Below are 26,349 nucleotides of genomic sequence, written 5' to 3'. Positions count from 1 at the left end.
ATGCAAATTGGCAATTGTCCTTAATAATAAAATACTTATCCTGGTTGATGCTGAATATTTGTGCTTTTTTTAAACCAAATATAAGCCACTATCGCAGTACAAAGGTTTGCCACTATGATCCCAAAAAACATACCATGAATATCCAGCAACCTACTTCCCACGTAAGCCAAAGGCACAAAAAACAAAAATAAACGGACCACGCTCAAGAGCAAGGCTGAGATTGGCTGATGCATCGCATTAAATGAAGAGTTTGTAAGTATAACCACTCCTTGCAATCCATAACCAAGTGGAACTATATATAAAAATAAAACAATCAGATCTGCAACTTGCTGCTCTTCTGCAAACAACGATGCTATATAAGGCGCAACGGCACACAATATCAGGTAAACAATGAACTGAATAATTAGTACCGATTTCACTGAAAGCGCGTAACTAGTTGCAACTCGAGTGAGTTTATTAGCCCCTAAATTTTGACTGATAAATGGTGGCAACGCCATGGAAAGGGCTAAAACTAAAATACTGGCGATCGACTCTAAACGACTACCAACTCCCCACGCTGCAACTGCACCCGCCCCATAAACCGAAACAATTTTAATGATCACACCTCCGGCAATGGGCGTTAACATATTGGCTCCAGCGGCGGGCAAGCCTATTCGCAAAATTCCGCCACTGGTAAGCCTTAATTCGTCAAACGTTAGCAAACGAGGAAGCATTAACTTTCGTTTTATCGCCAGCAAATACAATATATAAAGAAGCCCTATTCCCCAAGAAATAGCAGTGGCTAGCGCTGCGCCTTTAATACCTAAGGCAGGAACGGCTCCCCAACCAAAAATTAAAATAGGATCTAAAATAACGTTAATTATGCCCCCTACAGTCATAACAATACTGGGGGTTTTGGTATCGCCAGCCGCCCTCAAGACACTATTTCCCACCATAGGAACAGCTAAAAAAATTGCTGCTGCGTACCACAACACCATGTAGTCATGGATAAAAGGGAGCAGTTCGTCAGTGGCGCCCATTGAACGAAAGATTGGATCAATCGCTAAATACCCAACAAAAGCTAAAATGCCGACTAAAATAAAAGACAGCATCAATGCGCCAGTAGCAAACTCTTTTGCTAAATGAGTTTCACCTGACCCCAAGGAGCGACCAATTATGGCTGAAGTCCCAATACCTAAACCAATATTCAAACTAATAATGGTAAAAGTAACTGGGAAAGTGAAACTAATTGCGGCCAGTTCTGTAGTGCCTAACATACTAACAAAAAATGTATCAGCTAAACCAAATGTCATTAGCATAATCATTGCTAAAATCATCGGCATTGTCATTTTTTGAAGAGTTTCGAAAATAGGGCCATTTAGCAAATCATTATTACGGCTTGTTGCTTTGGGCTCGTTCACTGTACTTGTACTCATTAAGGCTAATCGGCAAATTAAAAGACACAGCAATAATTAACTATGCCACCTGTATATTGAATTATGTTTGGAATGTATTTACGCCGCGAGAACAGCCGATCAATTATATGACAGACAGATTTCCGAATATATGCCTATTTAAAATATTTTAACTATTTATCTCGCCTTTCAGCGATTAAAACGAATTTTCGACAAGTATTTTGGTCTTTATTAACCCCTTTAAAATGTTAACTAAATGTTAACATCCAACATCTTAGTAAACAGTTTTAATTTGGCCAACAAAAATACACACAGGGAAACAAAGATCAGGTAACTTTATGTTCCATTTTGGTGCAACTCACAATCAAAAAGTTGTAAGGATATGATTTTTATAAATAATTATTTTTTTTGAAAAAATATCAAATGCTATATTGACTTCTATAAACAAATTATGATCTGTAATCTTTAACTGTTATACACAAACTTATCCACAGGAATAGTGGATAACTGTACTCACACCAATAAAGTCGCCATGTTACAGTAATGTGACTAAAATTTAGGTAAGTCAACACTAACCTGAGGGACTGTAATTTTATGTTTCAGAATTATTAAATACTGTTCTAAAATACAGTGATCAACCAAATCTTTATAACAAAAAAGAATAGTAAGTTGTGTTTATCGTAATTAGTACACAAACAAACGTTGGCACTTTTATTGCGGATTTATTATTCACTGGATGCTCACTTTGAATTTTCACCTGTTTAATAAATAGACAGAATAGTTTCTATTTTGTTACGTCTTCTTGGGCCTCTTTGAAATAGCCAAAATAACTTTCGGTAGAATGAGTTAACTAATATAAGCAAAATAAAGAACCAGAAATAAGTTTGTCAGCACTCAATTTCTCCTTGTTATTTGTAACAGTTTCACTTCCTTATGCTAATAAAAATTGTTTTTTAAAATCTTTTCATTTTTTCGAAAATCGAGTTTGAAATAATTAAATTCCGTCAATTAATAAAAATTAGGCGTTTTTCCATCAAAAATAGCTGCTTATTCAACCAATTTGAATTAAAGCCTAAAAAACTAAGATATTGTATTGACAGAACGGTTGATGCTCATTAATATTCGCCTCCGTTGAAATCAGGTCCCCCTTAGCTCAGTTGGTTAGAGCGACGGACTGTTAATCCGCAGGTCCCCCGTTCGAGTCGGGGAGGGGGAGCCAAATTCAACAATACAATTTGATTCCCCCTTAGCTCAGTTGGTTAGAGCGACGGACTGTTAATCCGCAGGTCCCCCGTTCGAGTCGGGGAGGGGGAGCCAAATCTCCTAGCTCTATCTCTCAGTGTCATTTTAAGTAGCAAATAGGCTAAATTTTAGCCAACACAACCTTATAAATATCAAGTTGTTAATCGGTCTGTAAACAGAGATAATAGACGCCGTTTGCATCATCGTTAGGCGATACACATATCAAATGAGTGAATTTTTAGTTTTATTAGTAGGTACAGTACTGGTAAATAACTTCGTATTGGTCCAATTTTTGGGGCTATGCCCGTTTATGGGTGTGTCTAATCGTTTAGAAACCGCGATCGGCATGTCTATGGCAACAACCTTTGTCCTCACTCTAGCCTCATTAACCAGTTATTTAGTCGAACATTACGTCTTGCAACCGCTAGGCATGGGTTACTTACGTACCCTAAGTTTTATTCTAGTCATTGCCGTAGTCGTGCAATTCACCGAAATGGTTGTGCATAAAACCAGCCCCACGTTATATCGTTTGCTCGGTATCTTCTTACCCCTAATTACCACCAATTGTGCAGTGTTAGGTGTAGCACTATTAAACGTCAATCAAGATCATAACTTTGTTGAGTCAGTTATTTATGGTTTTGGGGCTGCTGTTGGTTTTTCTTTAGTATTGATTCTCTTTTCAGCCATGCGAGAGCGCTTAGCTGCTGCGAATGTCCCCTTTCCTTTTAAAGGGGCTTCTATTGCCATGATTACCGCAGGCTTAATGTCAATGGCATTTATGGGCTTTACCGGATTGGTGAAGTTTTAATGACCCTAATAATTGCACTTGTCGTAATCGGGATCATGGCACTAATTTTTGGTGCCATCTTAGGTTACGCTGCCATTCGTTTTCGGGTAGAAAGCGATCCCTTAGTAGAACAAATCGACGCCCTGCTACCACAGACCCAGTGCGGTCAATGTGGTTTCCCCGGCTGCCGCCCTTATGCAGAGTCCATTGCCAATGGTGACGACATTAATAAATGTCCGCCAGGCGGTGACGCAACGATCAAACAGTTGGCAGAGTTAATGGGAGTAGAAGCTAAACCTTTAGATGCAGCCCACGGACAAGAAGACGTTAAAAAAGTCGCCTTTATTCGCGAAGATGAATGCATTGGTTGCACTAAGTGCATCCAAGCCTGCCCAGTCGATGCGATCATTGGTGCGGCAAAGCAAATGCACACGGTTATCCAAGACGAATGTACTGGCTGTGATTTATGTGTCGATCCCTGCCCTGTTGATTGTATCGACATGATTCCCATAGAACAGAATACTTCTTCGTGGCGATGGCAGCTCGATGCTATTCCCGTAAAACAAGTCAATTGAGGAAGTCGAAATTGTATTCTGACTATGACCACATTTTACAACGATTAAATCAAGGCCGATTATGGGACTTCCATGGTGGCGTGCATCCACCACAACTCAAGTCGCTTTCAAATAAAAAAGCCATTGAAACTATCACCATGCCTAAAACCCTACATGTTATGGTGAAACAGCATATAGGGGTAGAAGGAAGCTTATTAGTCAAAGAAGGTGACAGAGTCCTCAAAGGGCAGCCCTTAACTCACAGCACCAACCCCTTTTCTGTGCCCGTACATGCGCCTACATCAGGTTATGTGCGTCATATTGGACCTCATGTATCAGCTCACCCTTCTGGCTTGCCAGAGCTTGCCATAGAAATCAGCACAGATGAATTCGAAACTTGGGCCCCCTTAGAGCCTATTTTAGATTATCAACAAAAGCCCAAGTCAAAAATTGTTGAAGCAATTTGTAATGCTGGCATTAGCGGTATGGGCGGCGCAGGCTTTCCAACTCACATAAAATCTTCGCCAAAGAAGAATGTGGAGTTTTTGATTATCAATGGTGTGGAGTGTGAACCTTATATCACCTCTGACGATCGTCTAATGCGCGAACATGCTTGGCAAATTCGCCAAGGTATCGATATTTTGGTGCATTTGTTATCTCCCAAACTGGTGATTATTGCCGTAGAAGACAACAAACCAGAAGCCATTGAGGCCATGCAAGTTGCCTGTCAGGAAAATGCAAAGTATAGAGTTGTTTCCATTCCCACTAAATATCCTGCTGGCGGTGAAAAACAACTGATTCAAATTTTAACTAATCGTGAAGTGCCCGGAAATGGATTACCCATCGACGTGGGAGTTATTATGCAAAACGTCGGCACCTGTTTTGCCATTGCCGACGCCATTTTCACCGGCACCCCCCTTATTCGACGAGTAGTAACCCTAACCGGTCAAGCATTTAAACGGCCACAGAACGTTTGGGCCCCCATAGGCACTCCCCTTTCACACTTATTGGAAGTGGGACATTACAAAGCCCATAAACAACGGGATAGAAAACTCATCATGGGTGGCCCTATGATGGGCTTTGAAACCATCAATGATGACGTACCTGTAGTTAAAATAACCAATTGCATATTGGCCCCATCTGCCAGTGAAATTCAAGCGCCTAGTGCTGAACAACCGTGTATTCGTTGCAGTGCCTGTGCTGATGCGTGCCCAGCTAGTTTGCTGCCACAACAGTTGTTCTGGCACAGCCAAGCTAAAGAATATGAAAAGGCCCAGGAGCAAAACCTGTTTGATTGTATTGAATGTGGCGCATGTGCTTATGTTTGCCCTAGTGAGATTCCGCTGGTCCACTATTATCGTGTTGCCAAAGCCGATATCCACACTCAAGAGCAGGAAAAAGCGCAAGCAGATAAAGCAAGATTACGATTCGAAGCACGCAAAGAACGTCTAGAAAGAGAACAAAAAGAGCGCGAAGAAAAACACGCTAAAGCGGCAGCAGCGCGCAAAAAAGCCATGAGCGAAAAAGGCAATGATGCCAAAGATAAAATAGCCGCTGCCTTGGCACGAGCCAAAGCTAAAAAACAAGGGAATACGCCTGCACCTGCCTCACAAGAGTCTGCACAACCATCAAATGCAAGTATTGATTCCTCTCAAGCGCAACAAATAAGCAGTGACAATAAGCAGACAGAGACGAGCAAACACGACAAAGTCGCTGCAGCAATTGCCCGTGCTAAAGCCAAACGGGCCGCGGCCAAAGAAGCTGCAACAAAAGAGACTAGCGAAACCGCTAAACCTGAGCAGGCTGCAGCTACGGCAACCTCTAAAACAGATAACAACGCTGTCGATGATAAATCCGACTCTGATAAGTCTAACTCTGATAAGACTGCCACTGAAACACCACCAGCAAAGGTACAGTCAAGCAAACAAGAAAAAGTATCTATTGCCATAGCAAAAGCGAAAGCTAAGCGGGAAGCTATTAAAAAGGCGCAACAGAGCCAATCCGCTGACTCCGAAAATGTTGAAAATGCACAAACAGATAAGCCGCAAGTTGATACTCAGCCAAGTGAAAGTCAGCCAGGTGAAAAGCAGCCCGTTGACAGTAAACAAGAGCGACTACAAACAGACGAGTCATCTGAAGAAAAACCAGCTCCCACGGCAAAACAAAAAGCCATAGCCGCGGCAATTGCCAAAGCAAAGGCGAAAAAGTTAGCTAAAGCCAATGCCAGCGAAAATGAAGCGGCGAAAACCCAGTCTTCAACAGAGCAAGATACCAAAGCTCCTGAAACGGCTAGCAAAAAAGCGTCAACGGGTCAGCAAGGTGAGAAATTAACCGCTGCACAAATTCGCAAACAAAAAGTAGAAGCAGCAGTGGCAAAAGCACGCGAACAAAATCGTATTGCAAAATTAAAGCGTGCCGAAAAAGCCGCCAAAAAATCGTCTAGCTCCGCAGCAGACAAGGATGAAAATTAATCAGCCATGAGTTTTAAATTCGCCAGCTCGCCCCATCAAAGAGTGAAACGTACTACTGGTCAGGTAATGCGACTTGTTATGTATGCAGGAATTCCTGGTTTGGCAGTACAAACTTGGTTTTTCGGTTGGGGTGCATTGATTCATTTTTTGATCGCCAGCATTACCATCATTGTCACTGAAGCAGCCATTCTTGAAATGCGCAAAAAGAATTTTGAAGTGGCGATTAAAGATTGCAGTGCATTGGTTACCGCTTTTTTAATTGCTGTGAGTATTCCGCCATTCGCGCCATGGTGGATCACCGTGATCGGCAGTATTTTTGCCATCGCCATTGTCAAACAATTATACGGCGGCTTAGGGTTCAATTTATTTAACCCTGCAATGGCCGCTTATGTGATGCTGCTCATTTCATTTCCAGTGCAAATGTCGACATGGGCAATCCCACAAGCATTAAGCCAGTTTCCCCAATCATTTAGCGATTCATTTAGTATTATTTTTAGCGGCTTTAGCGCCGACGGTTACAGTATTGAGCAACTGCGAACCCATGTAGATGGTTATACTATGGCCACTCCCCTTGATGCGTTGAAAACATCAATATCCCAGGGCTTAACCGTACAAGAAAGTATGCAAACCTCGGTATTTAATAATGGCTTAGGCGTTGGCTGGTTTTGGGTGAACTTTGCTTATCTGTTGGGCGGGTTATTGTTGTTAAAGCTAAACGTGATTAAATGGCATATTCCCGTTGGCATGATTGCTGGCATTAGCATTTTATCTCTGATGATGTACTTGGTGGATGACGGGATTTACGCCAGCCCCATGTTTCACCTCTTTAGTGGTGGTTTTATGTTGGGTGTGTTCTTTATTGCCACCGACCCAGTATCTGCTACCACCACGAACAAAGGACGAATTATTTTTGGTTTAGGCATAGGCGCTTGGGTGTATATTATCCGAACCTGGGGTGGGTATCCCGATGCAATCGCATTTGCCGTGTTAATTATGAACATGGGTGTACCACTGATAGATTATTACACTAGACCACGGACTTACGGCCATCGCACAGAACACAAAAATGTAATTAAAGTGAAACAGATTGATGAGGACTAGTTAATGAAACAAAGTATCGTTAGCAATGGTCTCAAACTTACCGCTTTTGCTATTGTAACAACGGCGATCATAGCCATTACCTTTGCAATGACTGAAGATCAAATTTCCGAGCAAAAAATACAGAAACGCTTGTCTATTTTGAACGCCATTATTCCGCAATCGTTGTATGACAATGATATTCAGCATGATTGTACACAGGTCGTGGATACCGAATACCTAGGCTCAAAAGATCCTCACACTGTATATCTTGCCAGAATCAATAATCAGCCTTCGGCAGTGGCAATTGAAACAACAGCGCCCGATGGCTACAGCGGTAAAATTGAGTTAATAGTGGGCATTAATATGCAATCGGAAGTCACTGGTGTGCGTGTTTTAGATCACAAAGAAACCCCAGGTTTAGGTGATAAAATCGATATGCGTATTACCGACTGGATAACGTCATTCACAGGCAAATCGGTGACCGAAAATAATCAAAAAGATTGGCAGGTTAAGAAAGATGGCGGTCAGTTTGATCAGTTTACTGGCGCAACTATCACCCCAAGAGCGGTGGTTAAAAGCGTAAAAAATACCGTGCTATATTTTCAACAGCATCAACAGACTCTTTTTAACGCAGCAAACAGCTGTGAGGTTGAAAATGAGCAGTCAAACCGTGCTGAGGTAGAATAAGATGAATCAATTTAAAGAACTCAGTTGGCAGGGTTTATGGAAAAACAATCCAGCCATAGTGCAACTGCTAGGGTTATGTCCGCTGCTAGCGGTGACCATGACAGTCATCAATGGATTAGGTTTGGGTCTGGCCACAACTTTGGTGTTAATAGGTTCAAATTGCACGGTGTCCTTAGTACGTAATCTAGTCCCAAATGAAATACGGATCCCTGTTTTTGTCATGGTAATTGCCGGTTTCGTGACCGTGGTACAATTGTTAATGAATGCTTATACATTCCGACTTTATGAAGCCCTAGGCATCTTTATTCCGTTAATAGTAACCAACTGCGCCATTATTGGTCGTGCTGAGGCTTATGCATCGAAAAACCCCGTAGGTCATGCCGCTTTTGATGGTTTGATGATGGGACTTGGTTTCACCCTAGTGTTACTGATTTTAGGGGGAATGCGGGAACTTTTAGGGTATGGGACCCTATTCTCTGGGGCAAATCTACTCTTTGGTGAATGGGCAAGCGTATTAAAAATAACGGTCTTTGAAACGGATAGCCCTTTCTTGTTAGCAATACTGCCCCCTGGCGCGTTCTTGGGCATGGGACTGCTTATCGCCGTTAAAAATGCGTTAGATAAACGAGTAGAATCTTGGGTGGTGACACCAGAACAGGATAAAGTGGTACAGCGCGCCAGAGTAACGGCGGAAAGTTAAGGTAGTAGCTCTAATGAATAATCAAAAACGTCGAGAAATATTGACACGATTACGGGCAGAAAATCCCGAACCCACTACAGAATTAAATTACTCCACCCCCTTCGAATTATTGATAGCCGTATTATTATCGGCTCAAGCCACAGATGTGGGTGTCAATAAAGCCACAGCCAAACTTTACCCTGTGGCCAATACACCACAAGCCATATTAGATTTAGGCTTAGACGGACTTAAATCTTATATCAAAACCATAGGCTTGTTTAATACCAAAGCCGTCAACACCATGAAAACCTGCAAAATGTTGGTGGACTTACACGGCGGAGAAGTGCCCGAAAACCGTGAAGCCTTAGAAGCCCTACCCGGCGTTGGACGCAAAACCGCTAACGTGGTACTCAACACTGCCTTCGGCTGGCCCACCATTGCCGTAGACACCCATATATTTCGCGTTTCCAACCGCACTAAGCTCGCCATGGGTAAAAATGTCGATCAAGTTGAGCAGAAACTGCTTAAAGTAGTACCGGCTGAATTTAAAGTGGATGTGCACCATTGGTTGATATTACATGGCAGATACATCTGTGTAGCACGCAAACCTCGCTGTGGAGCTTGTGTTATTCAAGACTTATGTGAGTTTAAAGATAAGACGGATTAGCCTTAATTCTAGTCTTAGCACTCTGTAAGCTATCAGTTAAACTTCTCAAAAATCAAGTCGCTTATAATAGGTCCAGCCTGATATAGAGATGGCTGTTTTTTGACATAAACACTTCGCTTATTTCACACGCAAAAACCATCTATACAAAATACTAAAAAATAAATTCAGACGAAAAACTAGCTGTAACCAGTGGTTATGAAAAGTGTTAATTTGACCAATACTCAAACTCCTTGGTGAAAGCAACAATCTCACAGATTGAGGAATTAGCTAACATGATAAAATGTATCGACATTTAATATGCCTGAATCACTCTTTTAGATGATTTTTTTGCCCAGTGCTTTATTAAAGTGTATTCTACTGAGAAAGATTGGAGAGGACTTTCAGTCACATTACCCCCAAGGCATGGATTCGGTGTTCAGATTAGTTGTTGTAGTATTATTTTTAGCTCCGTTAGCTTGCAAAGCATCTGTTTTAGTCAATGACCAACCATTAGTAACGGCTGTCAGTAAAAGTGCTGTTTGGCACAAGCTCTTACATTTTGAGGCTGGCTATTTTCATGGAGCAAGAAGCGGCGTTAACACTTCAGACTTTTTTTTATCGCCCGATGGAAGAAAAGACGCTAAAGCCGAATTAATCGCGACGATCAATACTTTGACTAAAGTTGCACACGCTCAATGTCAGTTTCCGGCACGTGCAATTTTCATCATCAAAAACTTTCCAAATTTCACCCTCCCAAAAACCCAATGCAAAAGCTACAAAGCATATTTGGATGCCTTTCAAACTCAAAGTATGAGTCTCATATATGCAAGTGGATATTTAGGTAATCCAGCTTCAATGTATGGACACGTGTTTTTAAAATTTAACGGTGAAGTTGAGCATGACTTGCTCGATAATACGTTTTCTTATGGCGCCAAGGTACCTGAAAATGAATCTCCGTTAGTTTATATAGCGAAAGGTATTTTTGGAGGTTACGAAGGTAAGTTTTCCAACCAGAAATATCATCACCAACATTTGACTTATAATGAGTCAGAACTTAGGGACCTATGGGAATATAAGCTCAATGTTGGCGAAGATGATATTTTATTTTTACTTGCCCATTTATATGAGTTAGAAAATACAAAAATGAAGTATTACTTTTTTAAGCAAAATTGCGCATTCCAGCTCGCAAAATTGCTTGAACTTGTCATAGATGTCCCGATAATTGCGCCTAATAAACCATGGGTAATGCCATATGACCTGATTATGATGCTCAATAGACACGCCGCTGAGCATCATCTTATTGTTGATGTCGTTTATCGAGGGTCTCGACAAGAAGCCTTGCACGCTAAGTGGAATCAACTCAGCAAGCAAGAAAAGAAAAGTCTTGTGGAAATCATAGGCGCACCTTCAATCAAAGTAAGTTCAATATTAGCCAACCTCACAACACAATCGGCCAAAAAAGTTATAGACACGCTATATGACTATTATGCATTCATAGAGGTAAAAGAAGGTAAGTTAGATAAAGAACAGGCTGCGAAAAAGAAGGTGCTTTTATTAGCGCGCTTTGCGCTACCTAAAGGTAAAACACAATGGATTACTCCAACCAAAAACCCGCCACATATGGCGCAAGACACGACTTTGCTTCAGGTCAGCACAGTGCACAATGAAAAATTTGGAGAGGCATTAGAACTGCGATTTAGAGCAAATTACTATGATTTACTAAGCGTCAATGCTGCGCGTATTCCGTTTTCAGAGCTAAGTACCTTTGATTTAAGGTTATTGTATTCTCAGGATAACTCATCTCTGGAGATGCGAGAATTGACATTACTACGCATTATAAATCTTAACGCTTCTAATACTGACTTACCCTTTGACAGCGAATATGCGTGGAAGGTCGCAGTAGGCTACAAACCACAATCGTTATCCTGTAGTCATTGCTCTAACGCATACGTTGATGGCTTTATAGGTAAAGCATGGTCACGTTCAGAAAATTGGGCGGCTTACGGAGCTCTTTCTGTGAGTGCAACAGGATCTAACGAGTTTGGTGGATATTTTTCTGCCGGACCCGAGATAGGCGGTGTGTTTAACATCACACCACAATACGCTGTGTCCCTAGCAATAGGGTATCGGTCATACTTAAATGATCTGACTCAAGATCGTAAATATTTGGCATTCGAACAGCGTTTTTTGGAACACCGTTCATATGACATACGTACATCGATTAACTATGATGAATCGTTTGAATATGCCATTAATTTTTCTTTGTATTATTAAGGACAACAATTATGAAAAAAACTTCACTTGCTATTGCTTTAGTTGCAGCTTGTTTATCTACTTCTGCAACGGCGCAAGAAAAGAAAGTTAACCCGTGGAAGCAATGTGGTATTGGCGCAATGATTTTTGATGATAATGGAACTGCAGCTGCGATTTCTAACGTTATTTGGGATCTTGGTACAACAGCCGTTTCTTCAAACGTTTCTTCACAAGATAGCTGTAACGGTATCGAAGTTACCGCAGGCCTTTTTATTCAACAAAACTTTGATTTAGTTGTTGAACAAATCAGCCAAGGTGAAGGCGACCACTTAAACGCAATGCTCGATATTCTAGAAGTTGAAAGTGATGCGCGTGCAGACGTTATTGCAAGTGTCCGTAGCAATGCTGCCAATGCAATTGCAGCTGATTCAGCCACGCCTGAAAGTGTTTATAACATCATTGTTGCCAGCATCTAGGTGCGAAATTAGGTCCGTTGGCCTACCGTAAAAAATTATTGCCAGTGAACCGTAGCACGGGTCACTGGTTTTTGATATTTTACCTCTTACTTTTCGTAAACGCATAGACAAACGCTGCAACCATAGCGCCCATCAAAGCGTATTATGGTAAAGGACTAGCACAATAATTACTTGGGCAAATTACTTGTCGAGATTCCACATCACAAGCAAAAAACGCTCTACTTCGTCTCATCAATAATATGTTTATTTAAGCTTTTACTTACTAAAATATAACTTCCTCATATCTACTTTCCATATATTTCGCGTTTCCAACCATACTAAGCTCGCCATGGGCAAAACAGCCTCCCTCAGAGATGTTGAGAAGCGATTGAAAAATGGCGAGAATAGTCTAAAACTTTAGAGTCGTTTATGGTTAATCCAATTGATACAAATAAAGTCGATGATGCCGACTATGTTAACAGCATTATAGAGTCAGGAAACATACAGAAAATCATCCATTTACTTTCATCCGTCGAGCACTTCTCAAATAGTGTTATTGCGGAAATGACTTGTGAGAAGTTTTTCGAACACCCCGCTCCCTCCGTGCGTCTGGCTACTGTATCTGCCCTTATCAATATAGCTGAGAGTAACGTACTGGCTTTTGAAATGTCAGCTAAAAACTTTTTTGACCAAGAGTTAATTAAAACCAGCAATAACAGCATTTTGAGCATAAATGAAAAGGAAGTTTTAGAATTATATCGGCGCATGGAGATAGCGATGGAATGGTCGTTTAGTCATCCAAAGCTAAAAAAAGTAAATTGCGGCGAGTTAACCCCCTGGGCTTATCTTTTACGAGATGAATTGGACACCTGTACGTCAGAAAGATTATATGATCTTTCTCAGTCTGATTGGGATTATTCAAAGCCTGAAAAATGCGGACAAAGTGTAGATAATGTCGATGGTATGGTAACGATTTACTGCTGTCCAAATTGCCAAACATCCTAACTTCGCCATGGAAAAACATTCTATTCTAGTGGTGCAAAATCCACTTAAAATAATAATTTCAAAATAAAAGATGTGAAAATGGAATTGTATGGATTTACAACTAACACAGCGTCCATATCTACACTAAATCCCCTAGCTGTAACTCTGTTTGTTCGTTTCTTCACTAATGCAAATAATGTTGACATAAAAATTTCCGGTATTGGAACAAACTTGCCATATACATTTAGTATTGCTTTGCACAATAGTCGGGGAACGAGATACTTGCTTTGGATGTCAATTATGTGAAAATACTAGGGTTAATATAAGGTTATGTTTATGTTAACATTACGAAAAATATAACAATTACTCTGTACTTATTTAAGGATATCGTAATGACCGATTGGTTAGAATCCCCCCTAGTGACATTATCAGACGTAGAAAGGTTCGAGAATGAAATGCCACTTCGTGATCGTCTTGCTGGCGACAGTGTGTACGACGTATTCGTCCGATCCGCTGAGGTATATGGTAAACGAACCGCACTGACACAACTTATGACTTGTGATGCCGATGAGCAGCCCCGCAAAGTAAGTTACGCCGAGTTACTTAAACTTGTTAACCAGACAGCTAATCTTTTCAGGAGTCTTGGGGGCGAGCGACCAGGAGTCGCGTTCATGTTGCCGACGCTTATCGAAACACATGCAGTTCTGTGGGGGGCGGAAACAGCCGGTTACGCAGTGCCGATTAATTTCCTGCTTCAACCGGAGCACATTCGTGGCCTGATTGAAGCCTCAGGTGCGAAAATTCTAGTCACATTCGGACCACATCCTCAGCTCGACATATGGGAAAAGTCACTCGAACTTAAACAACAGATGCCTGACCTAATCATAGTAAGGATAGCTGAGTCAAGCACTCCCTCTGTTAATGGAGTCATTGATTTTTACGATGCAATTTCTGAACAACCGAACGATCGTTTGACTTTCGGGTCCGCTGGCCGCGGACTTGATGTCGCTGCATACTTCCATACCGGCGGCACAACAGGAATGCCGAAACTTGCTGCCCATACTCATGAAGGCCAGCTTACTGCCGCTTACGGCTGTGCCGCGTTAATGAACCTCGAGCCTGACGACGTTGTGACTGGCACGCTTCCAATGTTTCATGTCGCGGGTACGATTCTTATCGGTATCAGCACATTCATCGCTGGAACAGAGGTGATTATCATGTCACCATCTGGTCTGCGAAACCCAACGATGGTAGATAATTTCTGGCGGATTTGTGAACGATATGGCGTCACGATTGCTGGTGGCGTACCAACGTCAATCGGTGCAATCATCCAAGTTCCTGTTGATGGGGCAGACATCAGCTCAATACGGTGCGGACTCACCGGAGCATCATTGCTTCCCGTTTCAGTACGCGAAAAATTTGAAGCGATCACAGGTATACAATTGAAAGAGATCCTTGGTATGACCGAAGCATCAGGCCTCATCTCCTGCAATCCCTTCGCTAGCCAAGGCGGAGCAGGTTCAGTGGGATTACGCCTGCCGTACACTATGGTATCAGTTTGTCGCCTTGAAGACGATGGCTCCCTCGGCGAGGAATGCGAAGCCGGAGAAATCGGCGTGTTGACCATTTCCGGACCAACGGTCTCACCTGGATACCGGAACACCGAACAAAACGAAGGAGCCTTAGTTGATGGCACACTTAACAGTGGCGACCTCGCCTACACCGACTCAGAGGGCAGAATTTACATCGCTGGTCGGTCCAAGGATCTAATTATACGCAGTGGTCACAACATTGATCCGCTGATGATCGAAAACACCCTTCAGCGCCATCCCGCAGTGGCGGTCGCAGCGGCCGTGGGGATGCCCGACGTGTACGCCGGCGAACTGCCGATCTGTTACGTTCAGCTTACCCCGAATACGACCGTCACCGAAGATGAACTTCGAACCTTCGCCCAAAACAATATCAGCGAAAGACCTGCATGGCCGAAATATATTCATATTGTCGATTCGATTCCAGTCACGGCGGTTGGAAAGATTTTTAAACCGACGCTCCGTCGTGACGCCGTCAAGCGCATCGTTGAATCCATCCTCATTCAGAACAAACTTACCGGTGACGTCGATGTTACTATCGGTGGTCCACGAGGCATGCGAGTATACGTCAAACTCTCCGACAAACAGCAAAGAAACATAACTCAACTTCAAGACCAGTTGGGTGCTTATTTATTTGAAGCGATAGTTAGCAACTAGGCTTTATAGTCACTATGCTAATCATCTCCCGTGTGAGTTTAAAGTGGGCGCTCATCATTCTGTAAAGTATGCAAGCCCCACTTTAGCAACTGTATTATTGAAGATTTTTGTGAGTTTACGAACGAGAAAGGAAACTTAGTGAAAAGTAATACTTATTATCGCTAATATGAGCACATTTCAAGAGAGTTAATTTTTCCTAGATAGAATCTTGATTATTGAAGTGGTTAGTTTCTTGTTTATTCATCAAAGAGCAATCCAATATTTTCCTTTGGGTAGTTATCGATTTTAATAAAATCGTCAGATTTCACTTAGGCACACCTTATTCAGTATTGTTTATTTTTCACACTAAACTTATAGTTAGCTACGTATGTAAAATGGATTGAAAATGCATTGCTAGGATAGCTCCTTTCTGTTTCTAATCCTTTGATTTTGGCGAGATTGCCAAACCTTCTTTATTTTAACATTGACGTTAATCGTTGGAGAAAGAAATGTCTAAACCCATACTCATTTTGATGCATGGAGTCGGTGTGCATACATCAGCCTCATTCAAAAAAAGTCTAGTCAAGGCTGCCAATAAAGCGCTACACCGTTATCCTTCCTATGAAAATCTAGAATTTGAAGAACAATTTGAAGGTATCCATAGCATCAGCTATGACCACAAGTTCGAGGAAATGCGAAAAATAATATCCGATAATGGTTCAACTGTTGAAGCGTACATTAAACAACACCTCGGCGGGCTTGAACTACCCAATTTAGCCACTCAATTAATTGGAATCGATTCAAGTTTAGGTGAAGATAAATTTATTAATACCCATGGACTTGATGTCTTACTTTATCTGTCTTTATTTGGTGAAAGTGTACGTGGCTATGTGAACACAAAGCTCTTAACTATCATTAAACAGTACCCTATCGGCACGCCCATTCATTTTATTAGTCATTCATTAGGAACAGCGGTTCTGCATGATTCATTAAATAAGCTTTTCACTTTTGATGAACCTAATGACACGCAACTTTCGGCACACAACTATCGTTTAAACTCATATTGGTCATTTGCCAATGTCAGTGATTTAGTTACTTCAGTTTCAGGCCTAACCTCACCATATGAGTCAAAAGTAAAACCAGGCATAGAAGGTATAATTAGTGAGTTTTACAATATCTATCATGAACTAGATCCAATTTGTTTTGATATATTTAAACGCTTCGATCCTGCAGATGATGGTACGTGGCTACCCAGCGACATATTCAATTCATCCTACCTAAAAATTGTAAATACTAAGGTAAGCAGAAAAGACACCCACTCAATAGAAGGCTATATTGAAGACCCCAATGTATCTTATCTACTTCTCTACAACTTAATTAGTAACTTTGATCCTTCAAGTGAAGAGCGCGATATTGCAAATTCTAAATTTGTACATCTAGAAGCCCTAGTCGATGAAATAAGGGATTACCAAATAACTAACAATTACTCTAGCGATTTAAAAGGATTAGTTGAAGCAATTGAAAAGTTAGAAGAGTTCATTGAAGGAGATAATAATGAGTAAGGTACTAATAACACTGATGATATTAATTGGTTTTACCCATTCAACTGCTGCCCAAGAGTCGGCATGTGAAATTGGTACTGCGAAAAAGCAAGACGTTTTTGAAAATATGTACTCTGGTATCAATGGGTTTTCTAAAAAACTGTGCGATTCGATGATTGATGGCTCGGGTTTTGATGAGCAAATGACAATGTACCTTCAAGATTGGAAAAACAAACTAACGCTAAACCTAGAGGCGTTAGATGCATTAAAATTCGATAAAGATTACCTTGTGACCTCATCGACTAACGCTTTATTGTCATTTAAACAACCTACACAATTAAAGGTAACCAATGTGCGTAATGGTCCGGTTGCTGACCTACAACTAGGGGGGAAGTCTATTGCCAAATTAAACAAAGTCGATTGTAAAAAGTACTTTCAAAAAAAGAACTGTAAACAGCTATTTGATGACATTAACCAGGCAATTATTTCACCATTTGATGCTATTCAAAAGAACACATTGGCGAAAAGAATAAGTGCTCATGAATTTAAAAACAAAGCCTGGACTAATTATTTTACGAATTCACGTTCTCAGACCTCTTTAGATATTTTTGTGAATACACTTTATTACCGCAATGAACTAAAAAAAGAAACCTATGTTGGCCCACCTGATAAGCAATATTTCTTCATACATCCATCTCTCATTATGCACTACAGCAAAAACGCTGCAAAAGGCGAACGAATGCAAGAAGCCCTTGCAATTGAATGGTTCGGTGTTAATTACTGGAATCGTCCTACGCCTATTGGTTGGTCGATAATTTCCACTTACGCTGACAGAGCCTCAGTTAAATCGGTTTCTCACGGTATAATGGTTCATGTAAATAACAACTACTCTTTTGGGTTTACAACTAATAGTGATAAAGAGCATGGTATCTTCGTCACCTTTGATTTACTCAAACTATTTGAGGATACCAAGTCCAACTACAAAAGTTATGTTAGCTCAGCTAAAGATTACCTCATACAAAGCGATTGACATTATTCAGAATCAATTAGTGCAATGATACTTCTGGTTACGACATTCTTCTAAAAAGGATGTCGGATCACACCATTCACGCAACACAGCAAAAACTAACACGCCATCTTCATCATTGCGGATCAGAATAATGAGGCTCTTAATTAAGTGAACCTTTAGGTTTAACGCATATTAAATCGCACTTTATCTGCCAACGTTTATCAGGTTCTACAGAAATTATGTAACGTCGATGTCTATTATTTGGGCTTTGCTGCTTGCTAACCAAGAACCATGAAAACTGTATAGGCTTAATGGCAATAGATATTGTTCCAACCGAGTTAAAATTAGATTGAAATATCTTGCCTGCATGAAAAATAGTGTTATTCTACCGACCCACAAAAGGTTATAATATATCATATCAACTTCATACAAATCGAGTTAAAGCACATGAAAAAGCCGTTCTTATTTTCACTATTTGTTATTTCTAATGGTGTTTTAGCACAGAGTGACAATGAGCAATCGTTAGCTGCGACTGACGAAATTGAACACATCGAAGTTAAACGATTGTGGCAGCCATACCGAGGTAATGTGCCACTAGCTAAAACGCCTCAGGCTGTAGATCAAATCGGGGCTGATTTAATTGAGGATGAAGGAATAACTCGTATTATCGATGCACTCAGCCTATCACCTAGTATTGTTAGACAAAATAACTCTGGCGGTATGTTTGATAGTTTCGCTATTCGCGGGTTTTCAGGCGATGAAAACAACCCTACTGGTTACTTAGTTAATGGCTTTAATTCTCGCGGTTATAATGGTAATCGAAGTACAGCGAATATTGAAACCATCGAAGTAATGAAAGGGCCAGGCTCGGCTTTATATGGGCAAGGAGAGCCTGGTGGTACTGTTAATATCATTACTAAAAAGCCGCAATTTGAACAGCAAGGTTACATCCAAGGAACCATAGGTAATTACAATAGAAAGCAAATTGAATTTGATTACACAAATGGACTCAACGATGATGTGGCGTATCGATTAAACGGCTCTTATGAAGACTCAGACACTTATCAAGATCATGTTTACCTTAAAAGTTTACACCTCAGCCCTTCGGTGTTGTGGAATATTTCCGAAACGACAAGTTTAAGCTATGAAGCGGAAATTCTTGACCAGAAAAAACCATTAGATCGCGGAATTTATGTTTTAGATAATGACTTTGGTGCGACGGAACCCGAGACATTTTATGGTGATATTAGAGATGGAGCCCATGAGGTTGAAGCACTTGGTCATCAATTACTTTTAAATCATAAGGTTAATGAGAAATGGCACTTACTTGCGGGACTTGCATACAGAGATTCTTCATTTAAAGGAAAATCGTCAGACACCGAACTTTCTGCCGGTCGACAGCTAATTTATAGCGACCCAAATATCTTATCAAGACAAAGAAGAGAGCGTGATTACCAAGCGCAAGATTTGTCTGCTCGTTTTGAATTAAGTGGTGATTTTGAACTTGCCGGTTTAAAGAATAATCTATTGTTTGGTATCGATTATTTTAACTTTGACCTAGATACAGATTACAAAGTTTGGCGAACAGCGTGGGGATCAGGTGATCAAACCTATAGCATAGATCCTAATAACCCTGATTACACTCAGCCACAACCCGAAACCTCACCTACGACCTTCACAAGTGAAGAGCAACAAGGGCTTGGTTTATATGCACAAGACTTTATTGAATTAACTGAAAAGTCAAAGTTATTGCTAGGATTCAGAGTTGATAAGTTTTCTCAAGATATACTGAATAAGCTCAGTGACGACACTCAAAGTAAAGACCAAACTGAGATCACTCCACGTATGGGTTTTGTGTACGAATTAGATAACAACATTAATTTATACACCAGTTATGCCGAAGGATTTAGACCTAACCCTGGGCTCGACGTAAATAGAAATGCATTTGAGCCAGAGGAAACTAAATCCTTTGAAATTGGTGCTAAGTGGCAAAATATCGCTGATGTTTTCTCTGGAAGTATCGCTATTTACGATGCCGAGAAAACCAACATGTTAACTTCTGAGCCAGACACTGGCCTTTCTGCAACCTTAGGGGAAGTTGAAAGTCAGGGTATCGATTTTCAGTTGATAGCTGCGATAACCAATCATACAATTCTTGAATTAGCGTATGCTTACACCGATGCAAAAACCGCTAATGATGTCATTAACTCTGACTGGGGTGTACCAATTCCCAAGGGCTCTCGCTTAATTAACATAGCTGAGCATGTTGGTCATGTATCTTTGAAGCACTATACAAATGTCATGGGGAAAGAAGTAAACTTAGGTACAACAGTCCATTACGTGGGCGATCGACTAGGTGAAACCACTGACGCTGATTATATTTTGCCATCATACACATTGGTCAACCTGTCTGCGGCCATTGAGTTAACGAGTCAACTTAAAATGAAGTTTGATGTTAACAACTTATTTAATGAAGAGTACTTCGAAAATTCGTACCATAAACTTTGGACAATGCCAGGCTCGCCAAGCAATTATAGTGTTAGTGTTAAATATCAGTTCTAATTCTCAGCGTTAAGCTAGCTCAGTTAAGAGCGTATTTCAGTCTGGGCTATTTAGCTCAGGCTTTTTTAATTTACACCTATTAATAGTTAATCATGAATCATTTACCACATATCAAAAAACGTGTTCCCTCAATCGATATATTGCGAGGTATCGTCATACTGCTGATGCTAGTAGATCATGTAAGAGAACGGGTTTTTCTGCACCACCAAGTAACGGATCCTATGGTGGTGGATGAAACCAGTTCAACGTTGTTTTTTACTCGCTTTATGGCGCATTTTTGTGCTCCCGTTTTTATATTCTTAACGGGATTAAGTGCTTGGTTATACGCTAATCCAATAAATAAACCCCAAAGAGATGTGAAGACATTTCTGTTGAAACGTGGATTGTTCATTATTTTGCTTGAAGTGACTTTGGTTAATTTTTCCTGGTTTGGAAGCTATGATGCCTTGTATTTGCAGGTAATGTGGGCAATTGGCTTGTGTATGATCGCTCTTGCGTTTCTGACATTGCTTCCCCACTGGCTCATCGGTTTACTCGGTGTCAGCATTATATTTGGGCACAATGCCTTAGACGCTATTAATTTTACATCTGGTGAGCTAGGTTATTCTATTTGGACGATTTTGCATGATCGCGGCTACTTGTATGTCGGTGACGCCTTTAAAGTAAAAGTATCCTACCCAACTTTGCCTTGGATAGGCGTGATTTGTTTGGGTTACTTTATTGCTCCCCTATTTTCAGCCAAAGTAAGTGCAACTCATAGAATACAAAGCCTATTAAAATTAGGTACTTTTAGTTTACTAACTCTATTCATCATCCGAATGATCAATGTGTATGGTGAACCCGTCCCTTGGGCCGTATTTGATTCTTGGTTATTAACCTTAGAGTCCTTTATTAATTTTACTAAATATCCTCCTTCGTTAGATTTTCTTTTATTAACATTGGGAGTCGCTTTCATTGTTTTAGCCCAATTAGAAACGATAACCTCAGATAAATTAGACTTTTTACGCCATTATGGCTCAGCCCCCATGTTTTTCTACCTACTGCATTTATATGTTTTGCTAGCACTTTATTTAATATTAGAAAGTATATTTGGTACAAACAAAGGCCACTACTTTGGCGTTGATAGTGTGTGGCAAGTTTGGTTAATTTCTTTGTTACTTAGTTTAGCTCTGTATTTACCAACCAAAACGTTTTCCAATTTCAAGAAAAACAGCCAACAGGCTTGGGTAAAATATTTGTAACTACTTTTTTAACCTAATTTGGGTTGCACAAATGGTGAATATATTAGTCTACTCACACTAGACTTAAGGGAAATCTCAAATTTTTTAGTTTGGCGTTTCCCGTCTGTTTATCCCCCCCTCCGTAAACCTTTACAAAAATAAAATTGGACCGAGTTTAGTACTGAGATTATTATCACCTTTAGGCTTTTTTTGGGGGATTCTATTGTTGAAAGTGACAATAAATATTTTTGCGATTTAGATAGCCGTGGCTTACTGTTATTCCTAATGCTCTATTTGCACTACTTTTGCCATTATGTTGGTTTTTAAAGGCTTTAATTTGAACCCAAAGTCAGCTATACATTAGAAGCATATTGCACAAACGGTAGGTTTTACTAGTCCAGCCCTAGTTCAAACAAGGAACGCTTATGAAAAAGTGGCAAAAGATTACTCTTAAAGTATTGCTCGGGTTTTCCCTTACCACCACCAGTATCTATTTGTTCGCTCCTTGGGAATATGCACTGTATTATTTAACCCCAGTACCCCGCACCATTGATGAACAAGTTAACGAGGCGACTACCCAGGGAATCGACGGGATCATAGTGTATGTGCAAAAGGCAAAGAACCCTGCCCAATTGTATGTAAGTGGTTGGCATAATAGACAAGAAAAAATACCGGCCTATGGCAATGGGCTTTTTAAAATTGCCAGTATTGCTAAATTATATGAAGCGGCGGCAGTTGCCAAATTAGCAGCATCCAAGCAGCTTGAATTAGATAAGAGCGTTGCTGACTATTTACCCCACTTGGCCGAACGTATTGAGTATGCTGATCAAATTACTCTGCGTATGCTGGTTGAACATCGCAGTGGGATCCCTAACTTTACCGATCAAGATGGGTTTGATTGGGCTTCAAACTCCCTTGATGTATTCAGTTTAGTATTAGACAAACCCGCTGATTTCGAACCTGGAACCGATTACGCATACTCCAATACTAACTATTTGTTGCTTGAAAACATAATGACAAAAGCCTTAGGTTACCATTACTCACGCTACATAAAGAATGAGATCCTTTTGCCATTGAACTTACATTCCACGTTTTTCTCCATCAACGAGGTAGATAGTGAGCAGCTGATGAGCGGATATTACGTTGGTTATGATCAAGACTTTAAACACCTCGATCAAGGTTACGTTGCCAGCGCCCAAGATGTGGGTATTTTTTTAAGGGCGCTAAATGACGGCAGTTTATTTACGCCAACAGAAAGCAAAATATATGCGTCCATGTATGAGTATAATCATACCGGCTGGGTACTCGGCTATTCAAGTATTGCCCGATATCACCCGGATATTGATACCGTTGTCATTCAATTCACCAACACAACCGGTGAAGACAGAGTGATACTTACAGGCATTATTTATGACCGAATTATGAGTATCTTACGAAGCCAATAAAATGAATTATTTGAGTAGGTATTGCGGAGATTTAATTACCTCTTTCCGGCAACAGTCCATAAAGCATCATCGCCTAGGATTTTTCAGCTAACAACATACTGCCATCGTCTAAAAAGCTCAAAACAATCTGTATAGCGGGGCGATTATCGTCGAATAAATAGCTATATTTCTCTACTATTCTATCTCTATCAGCTTGATTTCTGGCTGTCGACATTTCGTCGCGAAAAGGCTGTCCTTCCATAATACCGGCATAGTGACTGGCAATAGCGGCTGTTGTGCGCAATGCATTTTCAACTTTGGGGTTCTCTGTTAATGCCTGTGTCAACTGTGCCGAATATGCATAATCTGCCGGTAAAACTAACTGCCCCTGAGTGTTGAACTCTATGCTTGCCGGTGGTGAGGGTATGCCATATTGTGCTAACAATGCTTTAAACTCGTTTTGCGAGTATTTGGTTAAGGTATCAATATTGTGCGCTGTTGGCAGTAATAAAGGTATGTCCTTTAAATTCACTGAATCAGGTTGCGCTCCAGGCGTGAGATACTCATCTAGATTGATTTCCTGTTGGTCACCTTGGGAAGTATTCATGCTGAAAACCGCACTTGTAGCGGGCTCTTCTACTTTTTGAACCTGATTATTTTGTTGATAAGCGGCTAATAACTCCGAAAAGCCATTGTTTCCTTTCGATTGATTGGGTTGCAGTAAATTTTGTGAATATTCTTGAGAAATACGATTGGTGACGTCCATTTTAACCTCGATATTTTAAACTTTGTAAGCGTTCTAATACATTCAGGACATTGGCTCTTAGTTTTGCATCAGTGTTTTGTGCAGTGCCAATAGACTGATTAAACTCCACCGACTTTCTGGCCAAGGCTAATACGTCATATTTTTCATCGGCATCAAAGTCTCGACTTGGAGGCGCTCTCATTGCTAATCCCTGTTGTGGCGTGATTAACCCATTTAGTTGTAACTCTGACGACATACGGGTTAATTCGCTATATGACATATTAGTCGGATCATACTGACTAGCGATTTCTTGTAATTTTGTTTCTGCATCAAGGCCGGCCTGACTCAGAGTGACCTTATCTGCATGGCTGTCATTGTTAAATTGGTCAATGTTAGATAGCAGATTCGAATGAGTAGTATCTACACCTTGGTTTTTACTGCTTTGATAGATAGAACTCAGCTGACTATTGTTACTTATTTCCATCATATTCCCATTAGTCAATTTAGCGCTAATCAGCACTTATTGTCGGCTTGTTTAGCTTGATAAGTTTGAGCAGCAATGACTATGCCATTAGGCACTATTTTGGGTTTGGATTGACCTAAGTTAACGAATAAAGGCTGTCCCAATAGGTTCAGGCGCTGCGAGTTATTCCTTAGGTTATCTTTCAATGAAATGGTTAAAATCAATTAGGCAAATTATTGCCGAGGTGAAGACAATATCGGCAATGACAGGAAAAAAGGGCAAGAGCGGCAAAAATGGCTCGTATCCCTTTGACCTTAAAAATAACACTAATGGCAATATAAAGTTGCACATTATCGATAGGTTAGCCGAGGAAATTTTACCTAGCATATCGAATTCAGATAGTGTTTTAGTTATGATAACCGGAGAATTACTATTTTCCGGTTGCATTTAACCCTAAACGCTCACCAAACTATTACGAATACCTTAACCGGCCTGAATACCTATAATAAATGGAGAAACCATGCACCTTCGTAAACGCCTTGTTCTAGGCACAATAATGAGTCTTTTTAGCGTTCAATTACTCGCCGCTGAAGCGATTTTGAGCACTGAACAGAAACAAACCGTTGAACAACTTATACAAACCGCCTTAAAGAGTGATCTGGGCATGGACATAGTGACTTCATTGACGACTGAAATTGGTCCTCGCCTTGCGGGCTCTGAAGCAGAAAAACGGGCCAGAGATTGGGGCTTAAAACTTGGTAAGAGTTTGGGTTTCGACAAAGCGAATATTGAACCTTTTACTATGCCATTCTGGGATAGAGGGACGTTACACATCTCCCTTACCTCTCCCTACGACCAAGAACTATACGGTACGGCCTTAGGTGGGGCTGCACCATCAAAACAAAATATTAATGCTGAAGTAGTCTATTTTAGAGATATTCACGCACTAATGGAGGTAAAAGAAGGCGCGCTTAAGGGTAAAATCGCTTTTGTTGATGGCGATATCATGGTTAAGAGTCAAGTTGGCGCAGGTTATGGACAGGCAAACCAACGCCGCAGAGTGGGATGGCAACATGCACAGCGTGGCGGTGCAGATGCCTTAGTCGTGCGTTCAGTAGGCTCAGACTCCCATCGATTCCCGCATACAGGCATGATGAGTAAAGATGGCGACAAATGGGCTAGTATCCCGGTTATTGCCATTTCTAATCCTGATGCTGACCACCTTCGCCGTTTACATAATTTAGATAAACCCCTTAGCATGTCAGTGCACTCAAACTCTGACTGGAAAGGTGAAGTTAGCAGCGGAAATGTTGTTTTTGATTTAGTTGGCAGTGAAAAACCTGAAGAGATCGTGCTTATTGGTGGCCACTTAGATAGTTGGGATTTAGGTACTGGCGCTGTAGACGATGGTGCCGGTGTTGCGATTACCACTGCCGCTGCTGCATTGATTGCAAAACTACCCAAGCGTCCTAAACGGACTATTCGTGTGGTCATGTTCGGCGCTGAAGAAGTTGGACTTTTAGGTGCCTTTGCTTACGCTAAGAAACATGAAGCAAATTTGAGTAATCACGTGGTGGCCACAGAGTCAGACTTTGGCGCGCAAACCGTGTGGCAATTGGAGTCTAATCTTAATCCTGAGGCAACGTTATTAATAGATGAAATTGGTAGGCTGTTATCCCCTATTGGCATTGTTAGAGGCCGTTCAGATGCACAAGGTGGTGGTCCGGATATCATTCCAATGGCAGCCAAAGGCGTGCCAACCATACGGTTAAAACAAAACGGTCAGGATTATTTTGATTTACACCATACGCCAGATGATACATTGGATAAAATTGATCCCGATGAACTGGCGCAAAACATTGCGGCCTATGCAGCCACAATTTATTTAATCGCCGACTCGGATGTTGAATTAAAACCTTAACGTCACG

At 40.9% G+C, this 26,349-nt stretch carries 21 protein-coding genes and 2 tRNA genes; 20 read left to right on the top strand and 3 right to left on the bottom strand.

The window, feature by feature from the left end:
* Positions 1 to 35 precede the first annotated feature (35 nt).
* The gene (locus AB6T38_RS01675; RefSeq protein ID WP_372546034.1) at positions 36 to 1,400 is read right to left on the bottom strand and encodes an MATE family efflux transporter; all 1,365 of its coding nucleotides are present in this window, start codon (positions 1,398 to 1,400) and stop codon (positions 36 to 38) included.
* A 1,136-nt stretch (positions 1,401 to 2,536) separates the two neighbouring features.
* Between AB6T38_RS01675 and AB6T38_RS01670 the strand changes: the two genes are divergently transcribed.
* The 18 genes from AB6T38_RS01670 to AB6T38_RS01585 all read left to right on the top strand — a co-directional run bounded on the left by AB6T38_RS01670 (position 2,537) and on the right by AB6T38_RS01585 (position 23,234).
* A tRNA-Asn gene (locus AB6T38_RS01670) sits at positions 2,537 to 2,613 on the top strand.
* A gap of 21 nt (positions 2,614 to 2,634) precedes the next feature.
* Positions 2,635 to 2,711: transfer RNA gene (locus AB6T38_RS01665), tRNA-Asn, on the top strand.
* Between the two features lie 151 nt (positions 2,712 to 2,862).
* Positions 2,863 to 3,444, top strand: a complete 582-nt coding sequence (gene rsxA, locus AB6T38_RS01660; RefSeq protein WP_372545563.1) for an electron transport complex subunit RsxA — start codon at positions 2,863 to 2,865, stop codon at positions 3,442 to 3,444.
* Positions 3,444 to 3,998: an electron transport complex subunit RsxB gene (gene rsxB, locus AB6T38_RS01655; RefSeq protein WP_372545562.1), complete on the top strand. Its 555-nt coding sequence runs from the start codon at positions 3,444 to 3,446 to the stop codon at positions 3,996 to 3,998. Before rsxA ends, rsxB begins: the two co-directional genes overlap by 1 nt.
* Positions 3,999 to 4,009: 11 nt before the next feature.
* Positions 4,010 to 6,448 (top strand): electron transport complex subunit RsxC, encoded by a 2,439-nt coding sequence (rsxC, locus tag AB6T38_RS01650; protein WP_372545560.1) that lies wholly within the window; start codon positions 4,010 to 4,012, stop codon positions 6,446 to 6,448.
* A 6-nt stretch (positions 6,449 to 6,454) separates the two neighbouring features.
* Positions 6,455 to 7,549, top strand: a complete 1,095-nt coding sequence (gene rsxD, locus AB6T38_RS01645) for an electron transport complex subunit RsxD (RefSeq protein WP_348492714.1) — start codon at positions 6,455 to 6,457, stop codon at positions 7,547 to 7,549.
* A 3-nt stretch (positions 7,550 to 7,552) separates the two neighbouring features.
* Complete coding sequence (rsxG, locus tag AB6T38_RS01640; protein WP_372545558.1) at positions 7,553 to 8,215, top strand: electron transport complex subunit RsxG; 663 nt, start codon at positions 7,553 to 7,555, stop codon at positions 8,213 to 8,215.
* Position 8,216: 1 nt separating this feature from the next.
* Entirely contained in the window at positions 8,217 to 8,915 is a 699-nt protein-coding gene (locus AB6T38_RS01635; protein ID WP_372545557.1) for an electron transport complex subunit E, read from the top strand.
* Between the two features lie 13 nt (positions 8,916 to 8,928).
* Complete coding sequence (gene nth / locus AB6T38_RS01630; RefSeq protein ID WP_372545556.1) at positions 8,929 to 9,561, top strand: endonuclease III; 633 nt, start codon at positions 8,929 to 8,931, stop codon at positions 9,559 to 9,561.
* 411 nt (positions 9,562 to 9,972) lie between these two features.
* A complete protein-coding gene (locus tag AB6T38_RS01625) occupies positions 9,973 to 11,814 on the top strand; it encodes a DUF4105 domain-containing protein (RefSeq protein WP_372545554.1) in 1,842 nt (613 codons plus the stop codon).
* A gap of 11 nt (positions 11,815 to 11,825) precedes the next feature.
* Positions 11,826 to 12,269 carry a DUF3015 family protein gene (locus AB6T38_RS01620; protein WP_372545553.1) on the top strand — a complete coding sequence of 148 codons (444 nt, stop codon included), beginning with the start codon at positions 11,826 to 11,828 and terminating at the stop codon, positions 12,267 to 12,269.
* A 408-nt stretch (positions 12,270 to 12,677) separates the two neighbouring features.
* A complete protein-coding gene (locus AB6T38_RS01615; protein WP_372545552.1) occupies positions 12,678 to 13,253 on the top strand; it encodes a hypothetical protein in 576 nt (191 codons plus the stop codon).
* A gap of 371 nt (positions 13,254 to 13,624) precedes the next feature.
* Entirely contained in the window at positions 13,625 to 15,478 is a 1,854-nt protein-coding gene (locus tag AB6T38_RS01610; protein ID WP_372545551.1) for an acyl-CoA synthetase, read from the top strand.
* 488 nt (positions 15,479 to 15,966) lie between these two features.
* A complete protein-coding gene (locus AB6T38_RS01605; protein ID WP_372545550.1) occupies positions 15,967 to 17,019 on the top strand; it encodes a hypothetical protein in 1,053 nt (350 codons plus the stop codon).
* Positions 17,012 to 18,028 (top strand): hypothetical protein, encoded by a 1,017-nt coding sequence (locus tag AB6T38_RS01600; RefSeq protein ID WP_372545549.1) that lies wholly within the window; start codon positions 17,012 to 17,014, stop codon positions 18,026 to 18,028. Before AB6T38_RS01605 ends, AB6T38_RS01600 begins: the two co-directional genes overlap by 8 nt.
* Positions 18,029 to 18,454: 426 nt before the next feature.
* Positions 18,455 to 20,569, top strand: a complete 2,115-nt coding sequence (locus AB6T38_RS01595) for a TonB-dependent siderophore receptor (RefSeq protein ID WP_372545547.1) — start codon at positions 18,455 to 18,457, stop codon at positions 20,567 to 20,569.
* A 92-nt stretch (positions 20,570 to 20,661) separates the two neighbouring features.
* On the top strand, positions 20,662 to 21,810 hold the full coding sequence (locus AB6T38_RS01590) for a DUF1624 domain-containing protein (protein ID WP_372545546.1): 1,149 nt from the start codon (positions 20,662 to 20,664) through the stop codon (positions 21,808 to 21,810).
* Positions 21,811 to 22,214: 404 nt separating this feature from the next.
* Positions 22,215 to 23,234 (top strand): serine hydrolase domain-containing protein, encoded by a 1,020-nt coding sequence (locus AB6T38_RS01585; RefSeq protein WP_372545544.1) that lies wholly within the window; start codon positions 22,215 to 22,217, stop codon positions 23,232 to 23,234.
* Positions 23,235 to 23,307: 73 nt separating this feature from the next.
* Here AB6T38_RS01585 and AB6T38_RS01580 read toward each other — a convergent pair whose 3' ends face one another.
* Both AB6T38_RS01580 and AB6T38_RS01575 read right to left on the bottom strand, forming a co-directional pair.
* On the bottom strand, positions 23,308 to 23,979 hold the full coding sequence (locus tag AB6T38_RS01580) for a hypothetical protein (RefSeq protein WP_372545543.1): 672 nt from the start codon (positions 23,977 to 23,979) through the stop codon (positions 23,308 to 23,310).
* 1 nt (position 23,980) lies between these two features.
* Positions 23,981 to 24,442 carry a hypothetical protein gene (locus tag AB6T38_RS01575; protein ID WP_372545542.1) on the bottom strand — a complete coding sequence of 154 codons (462 nt, stop codon included), beginning with the start codon at positions 24,440 to 24,442 and terminating at the stop codon, positions 23,981 to 23,983.
* A 184-nt stretch (positions 24,443 to 24,626) separates the two neighbouring features.
* Here AB6T38_RS01575 and AB6T38_RS01570 point away from each other — a divergent pair, with 184 nt between their 5' ends.
* Together AB6T38_RS01570 and AB6T38_RS01565 are read left to right on the top strand one after the other, a co-directional pair.
* The gene (locus AB6T38_RS01570; RefSeq protein WP_372545541.1) at positions 24,627 to 24,872 is read left to right on the top strand and encodes a hypothetical protein; all 246 of its coding nucleotides are present in this window, start codon (positions 24,627 to 24,629) and stop codon (positions 24,870 to 24,872) included.
* Between the two features lie 105 nt (positions 24,873 to 24,977).
* Positions 24,978 to 26,342, top strand: a complete 1,365-nt coding sequence (locus AB6T38_RS01565) for a M20/M25/M40 family metallo-hydrolase (protein ID WP_372545539.1) — start codon at positions 24,978 to 24,980, stop codon at positions 26,340 to 26,342.
* Positions 26,343 to 26,349: the final 7 nt, after the last annotated feature.

The organism is Aliiglaciecola sp. SL4, from assembly GCF_041538045.1.
Classification (GTDB): domain Bacteria; phylum Pseudomonadota; class Gammaproteobacteria; order Enterobacterales; family Alteromonadaceae; genus Aliiglaciecola.
This window is presented reverse-complemented; position numbering and strand designations above follow the sequence as displayed.

What these genes read in the sequence shown, in the direction of transcription:
- rsxA (WP_372545563.1), top strand. Translation starts at nt 2,863, where the DNA reads ATGAGTGAATTTTTAGTTTTATTAGTAGGTACAGTACTGGTAAATAAC.
- rsxB (WP_372545562.1), top strand. Translation starts at nt 3,444, where the DNA reads ATGACCCTAATAATTGCACTTGTCGTAATCGGGATCATGGCACTAATT.
- rsxD (WP_348492714.1), top strand. Translation starts at nt 6,455, where the DNA reads ATGAGTTTTAAATTCGCCAGCTCGCCCCATCAAAGAGTGAAACGTACT.
- rsxG (WP_372545558.1), top strand. Translation starts at nt 7,553, where the DNA reads ATGAAACAAAGTATCGTTAGCAATGGTCTCAAACTTACCGCTTTTGCT.
- AB6T38_RS01635 (WP_372545557.1), top strand. Translation starts at nt 8,217, where the DNA reads ATGAATCAATTTAAAGAACTCAGTTGGCAGGGTTTATGGAAAAACAAT.
- nth (WP_372545556.1), top strand. Translation starts at nt 8,929, where the DNA reads ATGAATAATCAAAAACGTCGAGAAATATTGACACGATTACGGGCAGAA.
- AB6T38_RS01620 (WP_372545553.1), top strand. Translation starts at nt 11,826, where the DNA reads ATGAAAAAAACTTCACTTGCTATTGCTTTAGTTGCAGCTTGTTTATCT.
- AB6T38_RS01615 (WP_372545552.1), top strand. Translation starts at nt 12,678, where the DNA reads ATGGTTAATCCAATTGATACAAATAAAGTCGATGATGCCGACTATGTT.
- AB6T38_RS01610 (WP_372545551.1), top strand. Translation starts at nt 13,625, where the DNA reads ATGACCGATTGGTTAGAATCCCCCCTAGTGACATTATCAGACGTAGAA.
- AB6T38_RS01605 (WP_372545550.1), top strand. Translation starts at nt 15,967, where the DNA reads ATGTCTAAACCCATACTCATTTTGATGCATGGAGTCGGTGTGCATACA.
- AB6T38_RS01600 (WP_372545549.1), top strand. Translation starts at nt 17,012, where the DNA reads ATGAGTAAGGTACTAATAACACTGATGATATTAATTGGTTTTACCCAT.
- AB6T38_RS01595 (WP_372545547.1), top strand. Translation starts at nt 18,455, where the DNA reads ATGAAAAAGCCGTTCTTATTTTCACTATTTGTTATTTCTAATGGTGTT.
- AB6T38_RS01590 (WP_372545546.1), top strand. Translation starts at nt 20,662, where the DNA reads ATGAATCATTTACCACATATCAAAAAACGTGTTCCCTCAATCGATATA.
- AB6T38_RS01585 (WP_372545544.1), top strand. Translation starts at nt 22,215, where the DNA reads ATGAAAAAGTGGCAAAAGATTACTCTTAAAGTATTGCTCGGGTTTTCC.
- AB6T38_RS01580 (WP_372545543.1), bottom strand. Translation starts at nt 23,979, where the DNA reads ATGGACGTCACCAATCGTATTTCTCAAGAATATTCACAAAATTTACTG.
- AB6T38_RS01575 (WP_372545542.1), bottom strand. Translation starts at nt 24,442, where the DNA reads ATGGAAATAAGTAACAATAGTCAGCTGAGTTCTATCTATCAAAGCAGT.
- AB6T38_RS01570 (WP_372545541.1), top strand. Translation starts at nt 24,627, where the DNA reads ATGAAATGGTTAAAATCAATTAGGCAAATTATTGCCGAGGTGAAGACA.
- AB6T38_RS01565 (WP_372545539.1), top strand. Translation starts at nt 24,978, where the DNA reads ATGAGTCTTTTTAGCGTTCAATTACTCGCCGCTGAAGCGATTTTGAGC.